At 32.7% G+C, this 16151-nt stretch carries 12 protein-coding genes and 5 pseudogenes; 14 read left to right on the top strand and 3 right to left on the bottom strand.

The window, feature by feature from the left end:
- Positions 1-105 precede the first annotated feature (105 nt).
- The 7 genes and pseudogenes from ACZZ95_RS27060 to ACZZ95_RS27030 all read left to right on the top strand — a co-directional run bounded on the left by ACZZ95_RS27060 (position 106) and on the right by ACZZ95_RS27030 (position 6002).
- Positions 106-1453: pseudogene (locus tag ACZZ95_RS27060) on the top strand (cytochrome ubiquinol oxidase subunit I).
- Between the two features lie 2 nt (positions 1454-1455).
- A pseudogene (gene cydB, locus ACZZ95_RS27055) lies at positions 1456-2533 on the top strand (cytochrome d ubiquinol oxidase subunit II).
- A gap of 133 nt (positions 2534-2666) precedes the next feature.
- Positions 2667-3146 carry a hypothetical protein gene (locus ACZZ95_RS27050; protein ID WP_463471458.1) on the top strand — a complete coding sequence of 160 codons (480 nt, stop codon included), beginning with the start codon at positions 2667-2669 and terminating at the stop codon, positions 3144-3146.
- Between the two features lie 634 nt (positions 3147-3780).
- Positions 3781-4632, top strand: a complete 852-nt coding sequence (locus tag ACZZ95_RS27045) for a hypothetical protein (protein ID WP_463471457.1) — start codon at positions 3781-3783, stop codon at positions 4630-4632.
- A 344-nt stretch (positions 4633-4976) separates the two neighbouring features.
- A complete protein-coding gene (locus ACZZ95_RS27040; protein WP_463471456.1) occupies positions 4977-5129 on the top strand; it encodes a hypothetical protein in 153 nt (50 codons plus the stop codon).
- A gap of 12 nt (positions 5130-5141) precedes the next feature.
- Complete coding sequence (locus tag ACZZ95_RS27035; RefSeq protein ID WP_463471455.1) at positions 5142-5381, top strand: hypothetical protein; 240 nt, start codon at positions 5142-5144, stop codon at positions 5379-5381.
- A gap of 234 nt (positions 5382-5615) precedes the next feature.
- Entirely contained in the window at positions 5616-6002 is a 387-nt protein-coding gene (locus ACZZ95_RS27030; RefSeq protein ID WP_463471454.1) for a helix-turn-helix transcriptional regulator, read from the top strand.
- Between the two features lie 131 nt (positions 6003-6133).
- Here the strand turns inward: ACZZ95_RS27030 and ACZZ95_RS27025 are convergent.
- Together ACZZ95_RS27025 and ACZZ95_RS27020 are read right to left on the bottom strand one after the other, a co-directional pair.
- Positions 6134-6919, bottom strand: a pseudogene (locus tag ACZZ95_RS27025) (sulfite exporter TauE/SafE family protein).
- 224 nt (positions 6920-7143) lie between these two features.
- The gene (locus ACZZ95_RS27020; RefSeq protein WP_463471453.1) at positions 7144-7770 is read right to left on the bottom strand and encodes a Crp/Fnr family transcriptional regulator; all 627 of its coding nucleotides are present in this window, start codon (positions 7768-7770) and stop codon (positions 7144-7146) included.
- Positions 7771-8134: 364 nt separating this feature from the next.
- Between ACZZ95_RS27020 and ACZZ95_RS27015 the strand changes: the two genes are divergently transcribed.
- From ACZZ95_RS27015 to ACZZ95_RS27000, 4 genes and pseudogenes are all read left to right on the top strand, one after another.
- The gene (locus ACZZ95_RS27015; protein ID WP_463471452.1) at positions 8135-8446 is read left to right on the top strand and encodes a rhodanese-like domain-containing protein; all 312 of its coding nucleotides are present in this window, start codon (positions 8135-8137) and stop codon (positions 8444-8446) included.
- A gap of 73 nt (positions 8447-8519) precedes the next feature.
- Positions 8520-10100, top strand: coding sequence for an NADP-dependent glyceraldehyde-3-phosphate dehydrogenase (locus tag ACZZ95_RS27010; protein WP_463471451.1), 1581 nt, complete (start codon positions 8520-8522; stop codon positions 10098-10100).
- Positions 10101-10439: 339 nt separating this feature from the next.
- Positions 10440-12319 (top strand): annotated as a pseudogene (locus ACZZ95_RS27005) (M1 family metallopeptidase).
- Between the two features lie 161 nt (positions 12320-12480).
- Positions 12481-13095, top strand: a complete 615-nt coding sequence (locus ACZZ95_RS27000) for a tetratricopeptide repeat protein (RefSeq protein WP_463471450.1) — start codon at positions 12481-12483, stop codon at positions 13093-13095.
- Between the two features lie 46 nt (positions 13096-13141).
- On the opposite strand, the gene ACZZ95_RS26995 is transcribed toward ACZZ95_RS27000, so the two are convergent.
- Positions 13142-13705 (bottom strand): outer membrane beta-barrel protein, encoded by a 564-nt coding sequence (locus ACZZ95_RS26995; protein WP_463471449.1) that lies wholly within the window; start codon positions 13703-13705, stop codon positions 13142-13144.
- A 174-nt stretch (positions 13706-13879) separates the two neighbouring features.
- On the opposite strand from ACZZ95_RS26995, the gene ACZZ95_RS26990 reads away from it, so the two are divergent.
- From ACZZ95_RS26990 to ACZZ95_RS26980, 3 genes and pseudogenes are all read left to right on the top strand, one after another.
- Complete coding sequence (locus ACZZ95_RS26990; RefSeq protein ID WP_463471448.1) at positions 13880-14284, top strand: GNAT family N-acetyltransferase; 405 nt, start codon at positions 13880-13882, stop codon at positions 14282-14284.
- A gap of 153 nt (positions 14285-14437) precedes the next feature.
- Complete coding sequence (locus ACZZ95_RS26985; RefSeq protein ID WP_463471447.1) at positions 14438-14821, top strand: hypothetical protein; 384 nt, start codon at positions 14438-14440, stop codon at positions 14819-14821.
- 179 nt (positions 14822-15000) lie between these two features.
- Positions 15001-16082 (top strand): annotated as a pseudogene (locus ACZZ95_RS26980) (efflux RND transporter periplasmic adaptor subunit).
- The last annotated feature ends 69 nt before the right edge of the window (positions 16083-16151 follow it).

The raw sequence follows: 16151 nt of genomic DNA, 5'->3' as shown, positions 1-16151 counted from the left end.
TTGTTGAAAAGTTTAACAAATATCAGGCGATAAACTTTTTTTAAAGGGGGCTAATTCGGGTTTTAATGGGTAAATTTGTAGAACTTCATAAACAAAATACCACTTATGGAAGAAATGCTCTTTTATGATCGAATGCAATTCGCATTCACCATTACTTTTCATTATCTTTTTCCACAGCTTACAATGGGTCTTTCGCTCATTATAGTTTACTTCAAATGGAAATACTTAAAAACTAAAGACGAACAATACAATCACGCCACCCATTTCTGGATGAAAATCTTCGCCCTCAATTTTGCAATGGGCGTTGTAACAGGAATTCCGATGGAATTTCAATTTGGAACCAACTGGGCAAAATTCTCCGAGTTAACTGGAGGAATTATTGGGCAGACACTCGCAATGGAAGGAATGTTTTCTTTCTTTCTTGAATCTTCCTTTCTGGGAATATTTTTATTTGGAGAAAAACTCCTCGGACATAAATGGCATTTTGTAACCGGAGTATTAATTATGATTGGTTCTTGGGCCAGCGGTTATTTAATTATTGCCACACATTCCTGGATGCAGAATCCTGTTGGATATGAAATTCTGGAAAACGGCAGATTTGTTTTAACGAATTTTAAAGCGCTATTTCTAAATCCGTGGTTGTGGCCTTCTTATTTGCATAATCAAGTCACTTCTTTAGTAACGAGTTCATTTGTTGTGGCTGGAATTGGAGCTTTCTATATTTTGAGTCAGAAGAATGTTTCTTTTGGGAAATTGTTCCTGAAAACAGGCGTAATCTTCGGATTGATTTCAAGTATTATTGTTGCGGTTCCAACGGGTGATTTACTAGCAAAAAATGTGGTAAAATACCAGCCTGTAACTTTTCGTCGCAATGGAGGGAATTTTCCATACCGAGAAAAAAGGGTCTGAAATTGTTTTAATTGGTCAGCCCGATGTAAAAGACAAAAAACTGGATAATAAAATTGCTGTTCCTAATATTTTGAGTTTTCTGACTTATGGAAACTGGGATCAGGAAATTAAAGGTTTAGACCAGTTTGAAGAAGATCTTCATCCAACAAATATCTCTGGATTGTATTATGCGTATCATATTATGGTTGGACTCGGAACGGTTTTTATTGGGTTGATGGTACTTTCTCTTTTTCAATTAATCAGAGGGAAATTATTCGAAACCAAATGGATTTTATGGTCTTTAATGTTTATGATGCCATTTCCATATATAGCAAATACAACAGGCTGGTATACGGCAGAGTTAGGAAGACAGCCTTGGCTGGTTTATAATTTACTGAGAACATCTGCAGGAGCTTCGCCAACCGTTTCTTCTGGAAATACATTGTTCACATTGCTTGGATTCATAGGATTATATCTTTTGCTCGGAATGTTGTTTTTACTTCTAATTGGAAAAATTATCAATAAAGGACCGCATCATGTGGAACTTTCAACAGAAAAAATATAGTTATGGAATTTTTTTGGTACGTAGTTTTAATGGGAATTTTGGCCGTTTATCTCGTTTTAGACGGTTATGATTTTGGTGCAGGAATTATTCATTTATTTTTTGCAGATACAGAAAGAGATAAAAAAGTAATAACAAATTCGATTGGGCCATTTTGGGATGCCAATGAAGTTTGGCTGATTGCAGCTGGAGGTGTTTTGTTTTTTGCTTTTCCAACGCTGTATGCATCCTCTTTCAGCGGTTTTTATCTGCCTTTGATTATGATTTTATGGCTGTTGATTTTTCGTGCAATTGGTTTAGAAATGCGCGGACAGGTGCATCATCCTATGTGGGAAAGTATTTGGGATAAAGCTTTCGGAATTGCAAGTCTGCTTTTAGCTTTGTTTTTCGGAATTGCTTTGGGAAATATCGTTCGCGGTGTCAATCTCGGAATGGTTCAAAATGGCATTTCTACTCAAGAAGCACATTATTTCTTTCTGCCTTTATGGAATCCAACATTTAGTCCGCAGGCAAATGAGTTAGGGATTATTGATTGGTTTACGCTTTTCTTGGGAATTGTGAGTGTTGTTGCTTTGACAATTCACGGTGCAAACTGGATTATTTATAAAACAAATTCTTCTCTGAATCCGAAACTTAAAAAAGTGGTTTTTGGATTGAATATCGTGCTGTTGGTTTTAGTTTGTATTTCACTTCAAATCTGGCATTTTATCGAACCAAAGCCATTTCATAATTTTGTCGAAAATCCTATTTTATGGTTTTTCCCGCTAATGACTTTTGCTGGGATTTTAGGATTGTTTAAAGTACGTTCGTTTCAAAAAGACGGTCACGGTTTTATATTTTCGACTTTATTTTTAGTCGGCGGATTTGCTTCTACAGCGGTTTCGATTTTTCCAAATGTGCTTCCTTCAACAAATAATGTAAATCCGTCCCTAACGATTTACAACACCGCAAAGACACGAATACGGATTAAACGCTGGCTTGAGCTGGTTTTTTATCGCTCTGTTTCTGGTGATTGTCTACTTTATTATTCAATATCGTGTATTCAGCGGGAAAATGGATGATATTGGATATGGGGAGCATTGAGTTTTTTGATTTTTTTTGCCACGAATTGCACAAATTTTCACGAATTGATTATATAAATTGCCTCCTGTTTTAACTGGAGGTTTTTTGTTTTAAGAAGGATAAATCTTACTTTTGTATTTTAAATTTAAGTAAAATGAATAGCTATTATAAATATTGTGATGAAGAATCAATAATCTGTTTTCTTGAATTGGACGAAGAACTTTATTGCTTAAGAGCTGTTTACGAAGTGGATGGTCAATATGTAAATACATTTTTAACCATAGACGATAGAAATTATTTTCTTCCTGAGGGAAGTTTTATTGATAGTTTAGATTTTATAACTGAAATTTTTGAAAATGAATTTTCTCAAATATGGACAAAATCTAAATTAACTCATTTAAAGTTTTGGGAAGAATTTAAATTAAACAAGAATTTAAATGATAGAGTTACTGGAGAAATTTTGTGTTTTTATCCTCAAGGAGTTATTGTAGATATTGGAGAAGTTTTTTATGGTATCGCAAATTATGAAGAATGTTTACAGATTTTAGGGCAAGATAAAATGTATCCAAAACAAAAGCTTGATTTGTCAATTGTTGAATTTGATTCTTTAAATATGTTAGTCAAATTAAAATAAATCCATTTGTACTATGGTAAAATCCATCTATAAAGAGAAAATGAAATTTTCACGAATTAATTATATAAATTGCCTCCAGTTTTAACTGGAGGTTTTTTGTTTAGATGGATCATAAGGCTTTAGCCAAAATAGTAAGTTTGGCTAAAGCCTTTTATTTGTATAAATTTGTTTATCTCCATCTAAAGCTGGAGGTAATTCATTGAAAATTTTAAACGAAAATCATCATTTAATCTTTGTGTGCGTTAGGGATAGAAGCGGTATCTTCAATAATCTGATTATATAAATTGCCTCCAGTTTTAACTGGAGGTTTTTGTTTAGATGGATCATAAGGCTTTAGCCAAAATAGTAAGTTTGGCTAAAGCCTTTTATTTGTATAAATTTGTTTATCTCCAGCTAAAGCTGGAGGCAATTCATTGAAAATTTTAAACGAAAAACGTCATTTTACCTGAGTGAGCGTTAGGGATAGAAGCGGTATCTTTAATAATTTGACTATATAAATTGCCTCCAGTTTTAACTGGAGTTTTTTTTAAGAGATGATCAGGCTTTAGCCAAATATAAAGTTTGGCTCAAGCTTATAATTATAAATTTTTTAATCTCCAGCTAATCTTGGGTAATTTGGTGTAGGCAAAATATCATGGAAAAAATCATAATAACCTTTCTTTTCTTATCTGTATGCATAAAAGCAGTTGCTTGCGATTGTTATACGCCAAAACCAATTTTAGAATTTTACTCTTCAAAGTATGTTTTTGAAGGACTAGTTACAAGTAAAAAAATTAGCAGTGATTCCACAGCTTACACTATCAAAGTTAAAGTACTTAAGAATTATAAGAAAGGAGATATTCCTAAAGAATTATCTTTTACATTTTATTATGAAAATAAAAAATATTTCCAAAATTCCTGTTACTCTGAAGTTTATAATGATCAGAAATTGCTTGTGTTTGCTTCTGAGTTTAACGGAAAATTGAATTTTGGTCTTAGGTGTTCAAATTCACAGGTTATAAGCAATAAGGGTGTAGATTCTTATTTACAAAAAGTGCTTGATAATGGGAATGATTTTAAATTAGATGACTATATATATGGCAATGAAAATGATGTTAGATATGAATTTAATTTTCCGAAACCCATAACGAATATTGACTCAATTTTTAAATATGAGAAAGCATGGAAAAGTGATGAACAATATGGACTTTTTACATTATTCATTAATAAAAAAGGAGAATTAGTTTCTGTTTTTAATTTTTTCGACTGGTATAAATCACATGAAGATTTTAAAGTTGATCCAGTTTTTGGATTGTTGAAAGAGTTTCACGTAAAAAGTAAAAGACCTTTAAATGAATTTGAAAAATATACGATAGAATTACTTAAAAAAGTGAAGGTTTGGGAAATGCGTAAAAGTAAAGAAACGAATATTGCAGTTGATTATGTAACTTATTTAGCTGTTGAATTTGATAAAAAAACAGTACAATGGACTTATGAGTTACGATGAATTTTGAAAATGAGAATGTGCATTTCACCCTAGTGTGCGTTAGGGATAGGAGCGGTATCCTTTTTCTTGTTCCTTTAACAAGGAAAAGATACAAGCGGATAGCCCGGCCTGAGGAAACGCCCAAAACAAAAACCTCCTGATTAAGGACATTTTATTACTAATAAATAAAATAAACTTTCATTAAAGATTTAATTACAACTAAAAGTTATATTCTATAATTTTAGTTGTAAGAAAAACAAGAAGTTAATGCTTAATATTGCGTAGCTAAGAATTTCCCCCCAATGATTCTTAAAAAATAATTTATACAAAAAACATTTAAATTTATTTTTTACCTACAATTTATTATGCCTTTAACAATTTTTCCCGACAAGATTAGATTTCACTACAAATCTGAAAGCTGGCAGTACAATTTTGATGAAATAAAAGAGATTGGACTGCTGAAAAAAAAGAAAAAATACTTTTTGGAAAACGGCGCTTTTATTGCCGTAACCGCGTGAGCTTACTACTGCATGATTTTCTTTGATCTAGAGAATCTTTATTATATTATTCCTGCAATTTTCTGCTACAGCCTTATAGTAGCGACAACATTTAATGATAAGGAAGAATCTATTTATTTTGTTTTTGTAAAAGATATTTATAAAAATAAAATAAGAACCAAAATAGAATCTAAAGACCGTACTTTGATTGGTAAACAGATAGATTACTACTTAGAACTTCAGTTTGAAAGAAGTATAAAAAGAACTGCTTAAATAAAAATAGAGAAATATTTATATGTAATGTTTCCCGTTATGATATAGTTTTCATAATGGCAGTTTTATGTATGTTTATTTCAATAGTAAAAGAAAAAATTAACGAACTGCTCGCTTTATAAATTCCCAATTATAGAGTCGCTTAATTTACCCAAAAATAAGTATAGGTATGCTGTTAAAGAGTTTAACAGCTGGCTGTTTTAACTATACATGACCTCCAAATCAGAAAAAATTATGGCCGCAACGATTAAAAACAAGATTAAAAATATTAGAGAGTTAAAAAATTATACTCAAGAATACATGGCAGAAAGATTAGGTGTAACGCAGGCGGGTTACAGTAAAATTGAAAAAGGAAAAACTTCTTTGAGTTACGAAAAATTGGTTGAAATAGGAAGGATTTTGGATGTTAGAGTGGAAGATATTATAAGCTTTGACTACGATAAGTATTTCAATAATTTTAATAAAATTACAGGAAACAATAACGGAAGTATTTTGATTAATACTGATAATACTGCTATTTTAAAAGAACTTTACGAAGACAAAATTCAGTCGCTGGAAAAACTTCTGAACCGAACCGAAAATGAGCTTGAACGTTATAAAGACAGGTTTGGAGAAATTTAAAACTTACTTTTTAGTTTCATCTTTGTCAAAGTGTAAAAACTTTGACAAAGATTACTCTACAAGTAAAACTAAATTCAAAATATTTAAATAAAAATCTAGACAGATTGGCGATCTGCTTCAAATTTTAAAAGTTAAAACAAAACTTCTTTTGTAATGATGTAAAAACCCATTACAAGCACAAACCATCCAAAAATTGGTTTTAGTTTTGAGCCATCGATTTTTTTAGAAAGTCGGCTTCCAATAATCATCCCGATTAAAGCCATTGCAGAAACACTTAGTAAAAATGTATAATCGAGTGGTGTTCCGATATATAAATCACCTGCAAAACCTATTGAAGAATTAATTGTTATAATTAATAATGAAGTTCCAACAGCTTGCTTCATAGGTAAATTGGCGAAAAAAAGAAGCGCAGGAATAATTAAAAAGCAGCCGCCCGCTCCTAGAAACCCAGTTACGATTCCGACTAAAAAGCCAATTAAACTTAGTCGCAGATAATTGGTTTCGGTTGTTTTTATTTCTGGCTGATTTTTTCTGATCATCGAAATTGTCGCCGTAATCATTAATACAGAAAAGATAATCATGATCAGAAAATCTTTTGAAACAGTATAAGACGCTACACAAAATAAGGTTGCAAGCAATTTGAGGAAATATGACTTCGCGAATAATTAAAATGGAAATAACCGACGGAACTGCAAAATACAAAGCCGATTTCAGTTTCAGATTTCCCATTTTATAATGGCTGTAACTTCCTGATAAAGCAGTTAATCCAACAATGAATAAAGAGTATGAAGTTGCCTGGTCTGGATTTACTTTAAATAAATAAACTAAAATAGGAATAGTCAGAATAGAACCGTCGCGCCAATTAAGCCAAGCGAAATTCCGATTATGATTGAAGCAAAAAATCCTAAATATTCCATTGCATTTATTTTGATGCAAAGTTGCTTCGGAAATTAGAATCCCACAGTAACATTTATCACAGAACGAGATTTTCTATTTTTTTGACACAAATTCATTAATTCGCATGACACATTGAGCAAAGTCGAAATGCTAGGCAGGTTCTCTCCCGAAGTCTCGGGACGCTCGAATTGACAATCGTTTTAAGAAATAAATTAGTGCAATCCGTGAAATTCGTGGCAAAAAACTATTTCAGTAACTCAATCTGGTTTCGATTGAGTTTGACCAAACCTCTCTGTTCCATTTTTTTGAGTAATCTGGAAACCACTTCTCGAGAAGTATTTAGTTCTGTAGCAATTTCTTGGTGCGATAAATTCACTTCAGAACAACCGCAGGCATCAGAATGTCTTTTTAAGTAAAATTCTAAACGTTCATCCATAGAACGGAAAGCAATATTATCAACAACTTCCAGTACTTCTTCAAAACGGCTTCGGTAAGTTTCGATAACAAATTCGTACCAGCTTCTGTGTTCCATCATCCATTTGTCCATTAATTGCGACGGAATCATCATTACAGAAACATTTTCTACAACTTTTGCCATAATCTGGCTTTTCTCACTTTTTGCAGTACAAATCATCGAGATAGCACAGGCTTGTCCGGGTTGTAAATAATACATTAAGAATTCGCCGCCATCTTCTCCTTCGCGGTAAATCTTGATTTTACCTTTGGTGATTAGAACGGTGTTTTTAATGTATTGTCCGGTACGCATTAAAATAGTGCCGGCTTCAAAATCCTGAAGACTTCCGTTTTCTTCAATAGTTGCGATAAGTTCACTGGAGAAATTAGGAAAGATATTTTGTAATGAATTTTGCATTGAATTAAATGATTTTATCACATCGAGCGACGTAAGATTGTAAACTTTGCTTGAACTGACAGATGTTTTTTAATATCTTTAGTTTTATCAAAAAGAGATTAAAATATATAATTTTTTACAAAGATAATAGATTGAAATGGTATTGATTGGCATAAAACTATATTTAAGATGTATTTTGTGTAAATGAAAAAATCCTATTTTCTATCGATTTTGTGGACTGAATTTTTAAAAATAGTAAGTAAATTTGTAAATCACTGATTATAATAGTTTCTCTAAAACGTTTTCTGAGAATAATAATCGAAATCGCATTTGGTACGTTTTTTATAGAAAGAAACGTCGTAATTTTACAAAAAGACATTTTATTATGAATTTATCACAAGAAGATTGGGTTGCACAGTTAGAGGCTGACGAAAATGCAGTTATACTTGACGTAAGAACTGAAGACGAATTTAATGACGGCTATATTGAAAATGCTTTAAACATTGATATCAATAAAGGGCAGGGGTTTATTTATGAAATCGAAGAATTAGACAAAAATAAAAATTACTATGTATACTGCCGTTCTGGTGCTAGAAGTGCAAAAGCATGTCAGGTAATGAACGAATTGGGTATACAAAATGCTTACAATCTGCTTGGCGGAATCTTGGATTGGGAAGGCGAAACAATACAACCATAAAAGAAGAAGAGGCATATTAAAGCCTCTTTTTTCTTTTGAAAATAGAATTACCAGACCATTAAACAACCAAATTATGAGTTTTATACCAGAAGAATATCAGATAAATACGCTGATAAATCAAGATACTTATCTTGTAAATGGAGAATTGAAACAATGGACAGGGCAAACCACACCTGTGTTTTCAACTATTTCTTCAACTGAAAAATATTCGCCGACTTTACTAGGATCTATTCCTTTTATGGGAGATAAAGAAGCGGCAGAAGTTGTCGAAGTCGCTACCAATGCATACGATATGGGCCAAGGCTTATGGCCGACTATGAAAGTAGCGGATCGTATAAAAAGCATGGAAAATTTTGTGAAACAGATGAAAGAAACCCGCGAAGAAGTGGTTAAACTTTTGATGTGGGAAATTGGAAAAAACCTTGGAGATTCACAAAAAGAATTCGACAGAACTGTAGAATATATTTACGATACTATTGACAGCTACAAGGAATTAAACGGACGCAGTTCGCATTTTGAAAAAGTACAAGGTGTAAACGCAATGATTCGTCGCGGACCTCTTGGAGTTGTATTGTGTCTTGGACCTTACAATTATCCTTTAAATGAAACTTTTTCATTGTTGATTCCTGCTTTAATTATGGGAAACACGGTGATTTTTAAACCGGCTAAACATGGTGTTTTATGTATTTCGCCATTATTAGAAGCTTTTAGAAGCAGTTTTCCAAAAGGCGTAATCAATATTGTTTACGGTAGAGGGCGTGAAGTGGCTTCTCCGATTATGAAATCTGGAAAAATTGATGTTTTGGCATTAATTGGAAACAGTAAATCGGCGATTGCTTTACAAGATCAGCATCCAAACAAAAACAGACTGCGTTTAATTTTAGGTCTAGAAGCCAAAAATCCAGCTATTATTTTACCAGATGCCGATTTAGATTTGGCTATCCAAGAATGTATTGCAGGAACTTTATCGTTTAACGGGCGCCGTTGTACGGCTTTAAAAGTGTTATATGTTCATGAATCTATTAGAGAAGAATTCAACAGACGTTTTGCTGAAAAGGTAGATGCATTGACTTTTGGAAATCCTTGGGAAAAAGGAGTTTCATTAACACCGCTTCCAGAAACAGATAAACCAAATTATATTCAAGGTTTAATTGATGATGCAACCGGAAAAGGCGCAAAAATTATTAATGAAAAAGGAGGAAAACATACTGATAATTATATTTTTCCAGCAGTTTTATATCCAGTAAATAAGGAAATGCGCGTTTATCATGAAGAACAATTTGGACCCGTAATTCCAGTACTTTCTTTTACAGATATTAAAGAACCTTTAGTTGATATGGCAGAATCCAATTATGGACAGCAAGTAAGTTTGTTTGGTAAAGACATCAAAACACTTGCACCGCTTATTGATGCCTTGGTAAATTTAGTTTGCAGAGTAAACCTTAACAGCTCATGCCAAAGAGGGCCGGATGCATTCCCTTTTACAGGCCGTAAAGATTCGGCCGTAGGAACTTTGAGTATTCCAGATGCTTTGCGTTCTTTCTCCATTCGTACGTTTGTAGCTTCAAAAGATATCGATTATAATAATGAGATTCTGCAGGAATTGCTTAACAGCAAAGAATCAAATTTTATTAATACCGACTATATTTTGTAGTAATCAAGGTTATATATTAATTGTAGATACCGTCTGTTTCTTTTGAAGCAGGCGGTTTTTTTTGAGGTGCTGAGAGGCTGAGGTGCTGAGGTGCTAAGTTTTTACCGTTATGAGTTATCCATTAACAATGGATTATAACCCACAAACCACAAACCACAAACCATTAACAATTAACCGCCAACCGCCAACCACAAACTATAAACTATAAACGACAAACCACCAACCATTAACAATTAACCACTAACAATTAACAATTAATAATTAAATTTGTAACATTAGCAGAAAAAAATACACTAACTGTTATCAAAAACTAAACTTTAATCGACCTAAGAATTACTTATGGAAAAGAAAATATTGCAATTTGCAGTAATAGCATTTGTCTTTTTTACCCAAAACAGCTTTGCGCAAGAACTTTACATGCCAAGAAATATTAAAAAAGCTTACGCAGAAGGAACCCGTTCTAAAGACGGAAAACCCGGAAAGAACTACTGGCAGAATCACGGAAAATACAATATGGAAATTTCTGTAGATCCGAAAACGAGACTTGTCAGCGGAACAGAAACCATTATTTACGAAAACAACAGTAAAGATACTTTAAGAAACATAGCCATTCGTTTTGTAAACAATCTTCATAAACCATCTGCTCCTCGCGACGGAAGTGTAAGCGATGATTTTTTAAGCGAAGGTTTAACTATTACGTCGTTAAAAATAGAAAATGAAGTGTATAAAGAAGACGCGAAAAACTGGGGAACAGTTGGAAATGTAAAATTGAAAAAAGTCATTTTACCGCACTCTAAAATTGTCTTAAACATTCAGTGGAATTATCCTTTGTCTAAAGAAAGCGGGAGAGAAGGACAAATAGACGAAACTACTTTTTTTGTAGCCTACAGCTATCCGCGTGTTTCGGTTTTTGATGATTACAACGGCTGGGACAGATTACCGCATACAGATCGCCAGGAGTTTTATAATGATTTTAATGATTATGTTTTCTCTGTTAAAGCACCTAAAAATTATGTGGTTTATGCGACAGGAGATTTATTAAATCCAGATGAGGTTTTACAGCCGGAATTTGCGGCACGTTTAAAAAAATCATATACAACAGATGAAATTCTGCATATTGCTAATGAGCAGGAAATGAAAAGCGGTATTGTAACCAAACAATACGATTGGAATGTTTGGAAGTTTGAAGCCAAAAATATTTCAGATGTAACTTTTGGTTTAAGCGATCATTATTTATGGGATGCCAGCAGTGTTGTTGTAGATAAGAAAACAAACCGTCGCGCGAGCGTTCAGGCGAAGCATATAATGTTACTGGAACAGACTTTGTAAATTCGGTAAAAAACAACCAATATGCATTAGATTGGTTTTCTAACAACTGGCCTGGCGTTCCGTATCCGTTTTCTAAAATGACAGCTTTCCAAGGTTTTGCAGATATGGAATACCCAATGATGTGTAACGATTCGCAAATGGGAGATCCAGTTTTTGCTCAATTGGTACAAGATCACGAAGTGGCACATACCTATTTCCCTTTTTATATGGGAATCAACGAAACGCGTTATGCTTTTATGGATGAAGGCTGGGCAACAACTTTTGAGTACTTAATTGGAATTGCAGAACATGGTAAAGAAGCCGCAGATAAATTTTATAAAAATTTTAGAGTAAAAGGATATATAAATGATCGTTCTGCTGAAGAAGATCAGCCGATAATCTCTATGTCGACACAAGTTTCTGGAGCGGGATATGGCAATAATTCATACGGAAAAGCTTCTCTTTCTTATTTGGCTTTAAAAGATATGCTTGGAGATGATTTGTTCAAAAAAGCACTTCACGAGTATATGGATACTTGGAATGGAAAACATCCAATTCCGTGGGATTATTTTAATTCATTTAATACCTCAACAGGAAAAAATCTAAACTGGTTTTTCAATAATTGGTTTTTCACGAACAATTATCTTGACATTGCAGTTAAAGGTGTTTCTGCTGATAAAAAAGTTATTACTGTAGAAAACATTGGAGGTTTTGCTATTCCATTTGATGTCATCATTACTTATGCTGATAAATCGAAAACAACAATACATCAAACTCCAGCGATTTGGGAAAAGAATCCAAAAACAGCTAAAATCAGTCTGAAAAGCACAAAAAAAATTGAACAGATAGAATTGGATGGAGGCATTTTTATGGATGCAACTCCAGAAAATAATATATTACATTTGAAATAGTTAGACTGCTTTTTTAGTATAGTAAAAACGTCTTTTTCCAATAGGAAAGAGACGTTTTTTTATTTTGATTCAGTAAAAATTAGAATAAAAATACGGAAAACCGTAAAAGAAATCGTTCAAAATTAAGTATGTTTGTCGCGTACCCCCAAAATACGATTTTAATGAAAAAAACATTTATTCTCATTGTTTTCTTGATGACTTCACAGTTTTATGGACAGAATGATCAAAAAACTGTATTTCAAAAAAACAAATATGAACTGGCTGTTTCCTACTACAACAAAGCTGAGTTCGTAAAAGCTATTGAATTATTTTCTTTAGTCGCTAAAATTAAACCTGAAAATCAAATAGCTCAGGAAGCAAATAAAAAAGTAGATACTTTACGAGAGGTTTTACGAAAAGAGATTCTCGACCAAGCCGTTGGAACCTGGAAAAAATCAGGAAGTCAGCCAGTCTGGTCAACAACTTCTACAGTTGCTGGCAATCAAACAACAGTTGACGAATTTATTGAAATTAAGGAAAATGAGATTTTGTTTTACGAAGTGGATCGAAAAACAAAACTAAAGAAGGTTCTAAAAACGGAGAACTTAGTATATAATGATAAAAAATGTGCAGTATCATTATTTTCAGAAATTATACTTTCAGACGGAACGATTTGGAACTGCAGTATAAACCAAAAATCAAATGTACTGCATGTAATTAATGTTGCCGTTCAAACAGAACAAGGTGTTGAAAAAATTGTTAGTGATAATTTAGAAAGTTACTACGTTAAGATATAACAGAAAGGGAATCAAATTGATTCCCTTTTTTTATGAATTTATATTTTTACAAGAATTTAAATCCGAGCGAAAAATTGGTTACGCCTGTTTTAATTTCGCCATTAGAGGAATCAATATCTGTTAATCCGGCTAGATATCTTAAGTCAAAAGTCAATTTCCAGATATCGACTCCAACACCTCCAAGAACGCTATGATTGTTCTTTTCTAATGCAATAGAATTAAGATTATTACTTGTACTAATGTCTGAATAATTTTTCCAGTTATAGCCCACAAACAATCTCACATTTCCAGCTTTTCCAAGTGGGATAAGTTTATATCCTGCAATTAAAGTTGCATCTGTTCCTCCCAATTTAAATTCCGTTTCTCCAATACCATCTTGATAGACGCTGAAATTAGATTTTGCATAACCAAATTCCCCTTGACCATAAAAAAGTAAAAGATTTACTCGGGCAAAAGCTGTAAAACCAATTCCAGTATTGGTGTGATCTGAGCTGAAATTTTTGGCATTTACAGAAGTAATATTGGTAGAAATCTGTGGTCCAATTTGTATTAGTCGCGCAAAACCATTTACACAAATACATAAAAATACTGCTAAAAAGAATTTTTTCATAACGGAATTTATTTGATTTTGGTCTTATAAAAATAATCATAAATCATTTAAATTGAATGATTTATCTGATTTATTTTCTTGTAAACTTTTAAACTTAAATTTTACGTTCCATCTTTAAGCTTTTCTGTTTCAGATAAAAATGCGTTACTTTTGATCAACTTCAATAAAATAAAAATGGAAATCAAAACAATTACTGCATCCGATACTTGGCAGATCAGACACGAAGTGATGTGGCCGGAACAGCCTTTTGAATTCGTACAGCTGGAAGAAGATAATTTCGGACTGCATTATGGCGTTTTTGAAGACGATAAATTAGTATCAATTGTTTCTTGTTTTATAAGTGGAGAGGAGATGCAGTTTAGAAAATTAGCTACTTTAAATAAATATCAAGGCAGAGGAATTGCATCAAAATTATTAAATCATATTTTAAACTCTGCAAAAGAAAAAAAAATGAAAAAAGTTTGGTGTAATGCCAGAGCAGAAAAAAAACAATTCTACGAAAAATTCGGCATGGAAGATACTGGAGAAGTTTTTACTAAAGCAGGACAGGAATACGTAATTATGCAGGTTGTGTTTTAAGTAATTGGTTTGTAGTGTTTTGTGTTTATTTGTAGTGCAAAACAATAACTTTTAAAAATATTTTAAAGGGAAAACGTTTTCGTTTGCGATTACATGTTAAGACTTTCTTATTTTATTTTTTTTATTCCAATCTTTTATTACTTTCGCACCCAAATGAGAAAGTTAATAGTATTTTTAGTATTCATGAATATGCTTCTGCTTGGCGGAGGTCAATATCTTAATGCAAATACTTTTGGACTACCTCAGCACCATAATCTTGAAAAGAAACATCGTGTTAAATTCACCAGTCAAGATCGTGGATCTTCAACTATAGAAGATGCCGCTGATATTGATATTGAGGAAGATCTTCTAGGAAATGATGATGTTGATGGACTTACGAATAAATTTTTTGCTGCGTCTTACAGCCTTGTAGACGACTTGTATCTGTCTTTATCAGATCAATCTCTTGCAAATGATTCCAATCGTTTTAAAATTTCTACGCCTGCATTAGGGCATTCAAATCCTTTATACATTACTCAAAGAGTATTAAGAATTTGATTTAAAAGTATACATTGGTTGCCTAAGTTGCGATCCTGCATATCTTGTTGCTGTATATTTTTTTCTACTTCCGCTTATATGACAATTAAGGTCAGACCAAGGCTTACTGATGTTTTAACCATCTTTAAGGAATCTCTGTATTCCAAGCATTCAATCGCTTAATTTCCATTTAAAAAATCATGAAAAGAATCATCTTGTTCGCAGGCTTTATGGCCTTGGTGTGCTTAACCAGTTGTACACAAAAAAAGAAGAAAAAGAAGAAGCGGAAAAGTTTACTGTAACAAATCCGGTAAGAATTGACACTTCGTTTACGAAGGAATACGTTTCGCAGATTAAATCTGTTCGAAACATCGAAATCCGCGCCCAGGAAAAAGGGTTTTTACAAAACATTTATGTTGACGAAGGACAGTTTGTGAAAAAAGGACAGCTGTTGTTTAGAATTATGCCAAACATGTATCAGGCTGAATTACTTAAAGCTCAGGCTGAACAAAAATCTGTAGAAATTGAATTGCAGAATTCTAAATTACTGGCAGATAAAAATATCGTTTCCAGAAACGAATTAACTGTTGCTCAGGCAAAATTACAATCGGCAAAAGCTGAAGTTGCTTTGGCAAAATTACACTTATCATTTACAGAAATCAGAGCGCCGTTTGACGGAACAATTGACAGAATTCCTTTAAAATTAGGAAGTTTGATTGATGAAGGCGAATTATTGACAAGCCTTTCAGACAACAGCCAGATGTTTGCTTATTTTAATGTTTCTGAACCAGAATATCTTCAATACGAAACAAACGTAAAAGATCGTGCAGATAACAAAGTAAATTTAGTTTTGGCTAACGGAGACACTTTTAAAGACAAAGGAAATGTTGAAGTTATAGAAAGTGAATTTAATAATGAAACTGGAAATATTGCTTTTAGAGCAAGATTCCCTAACTCAGGAAAATTACTTAGAAACGGTGAAACTGGCCAAGTGCAGATGAATGTTCCGTTGAAAAATGCTATTGTAATTCCGCAAAAAGCTACTTACGAAATTCAGGATAAAAAGTATGTTTTTGTTATAGATAAAAACGATAAAGTAAGCTCTAGAGAAATCACAATTACAGGTGAAATTCCTGATTTATATGTGATCAAAAGCGGTCTTAACGAAAGTGACAAAATCTTGCTTGAAGGCGTTCAGAAAGTAAAAGAAAATGACAAAATTAAATACGGATTTGAATCTCCTAAAAAGGTAATTAATAACCTGCGCTTAAAAGCAGAATAAATTAGTGTTCAGTCGCAGTTTTTAGTGTTCAGTTTTAAAAATGTGATGTTAATTTATTGATTTCCTTTT

The organism is Flavobacterium sp. AC267, assembly GCF_979258715.1.
This window is presented reverse-complemented; position numbering and strand designations above follow the sequence as displayed.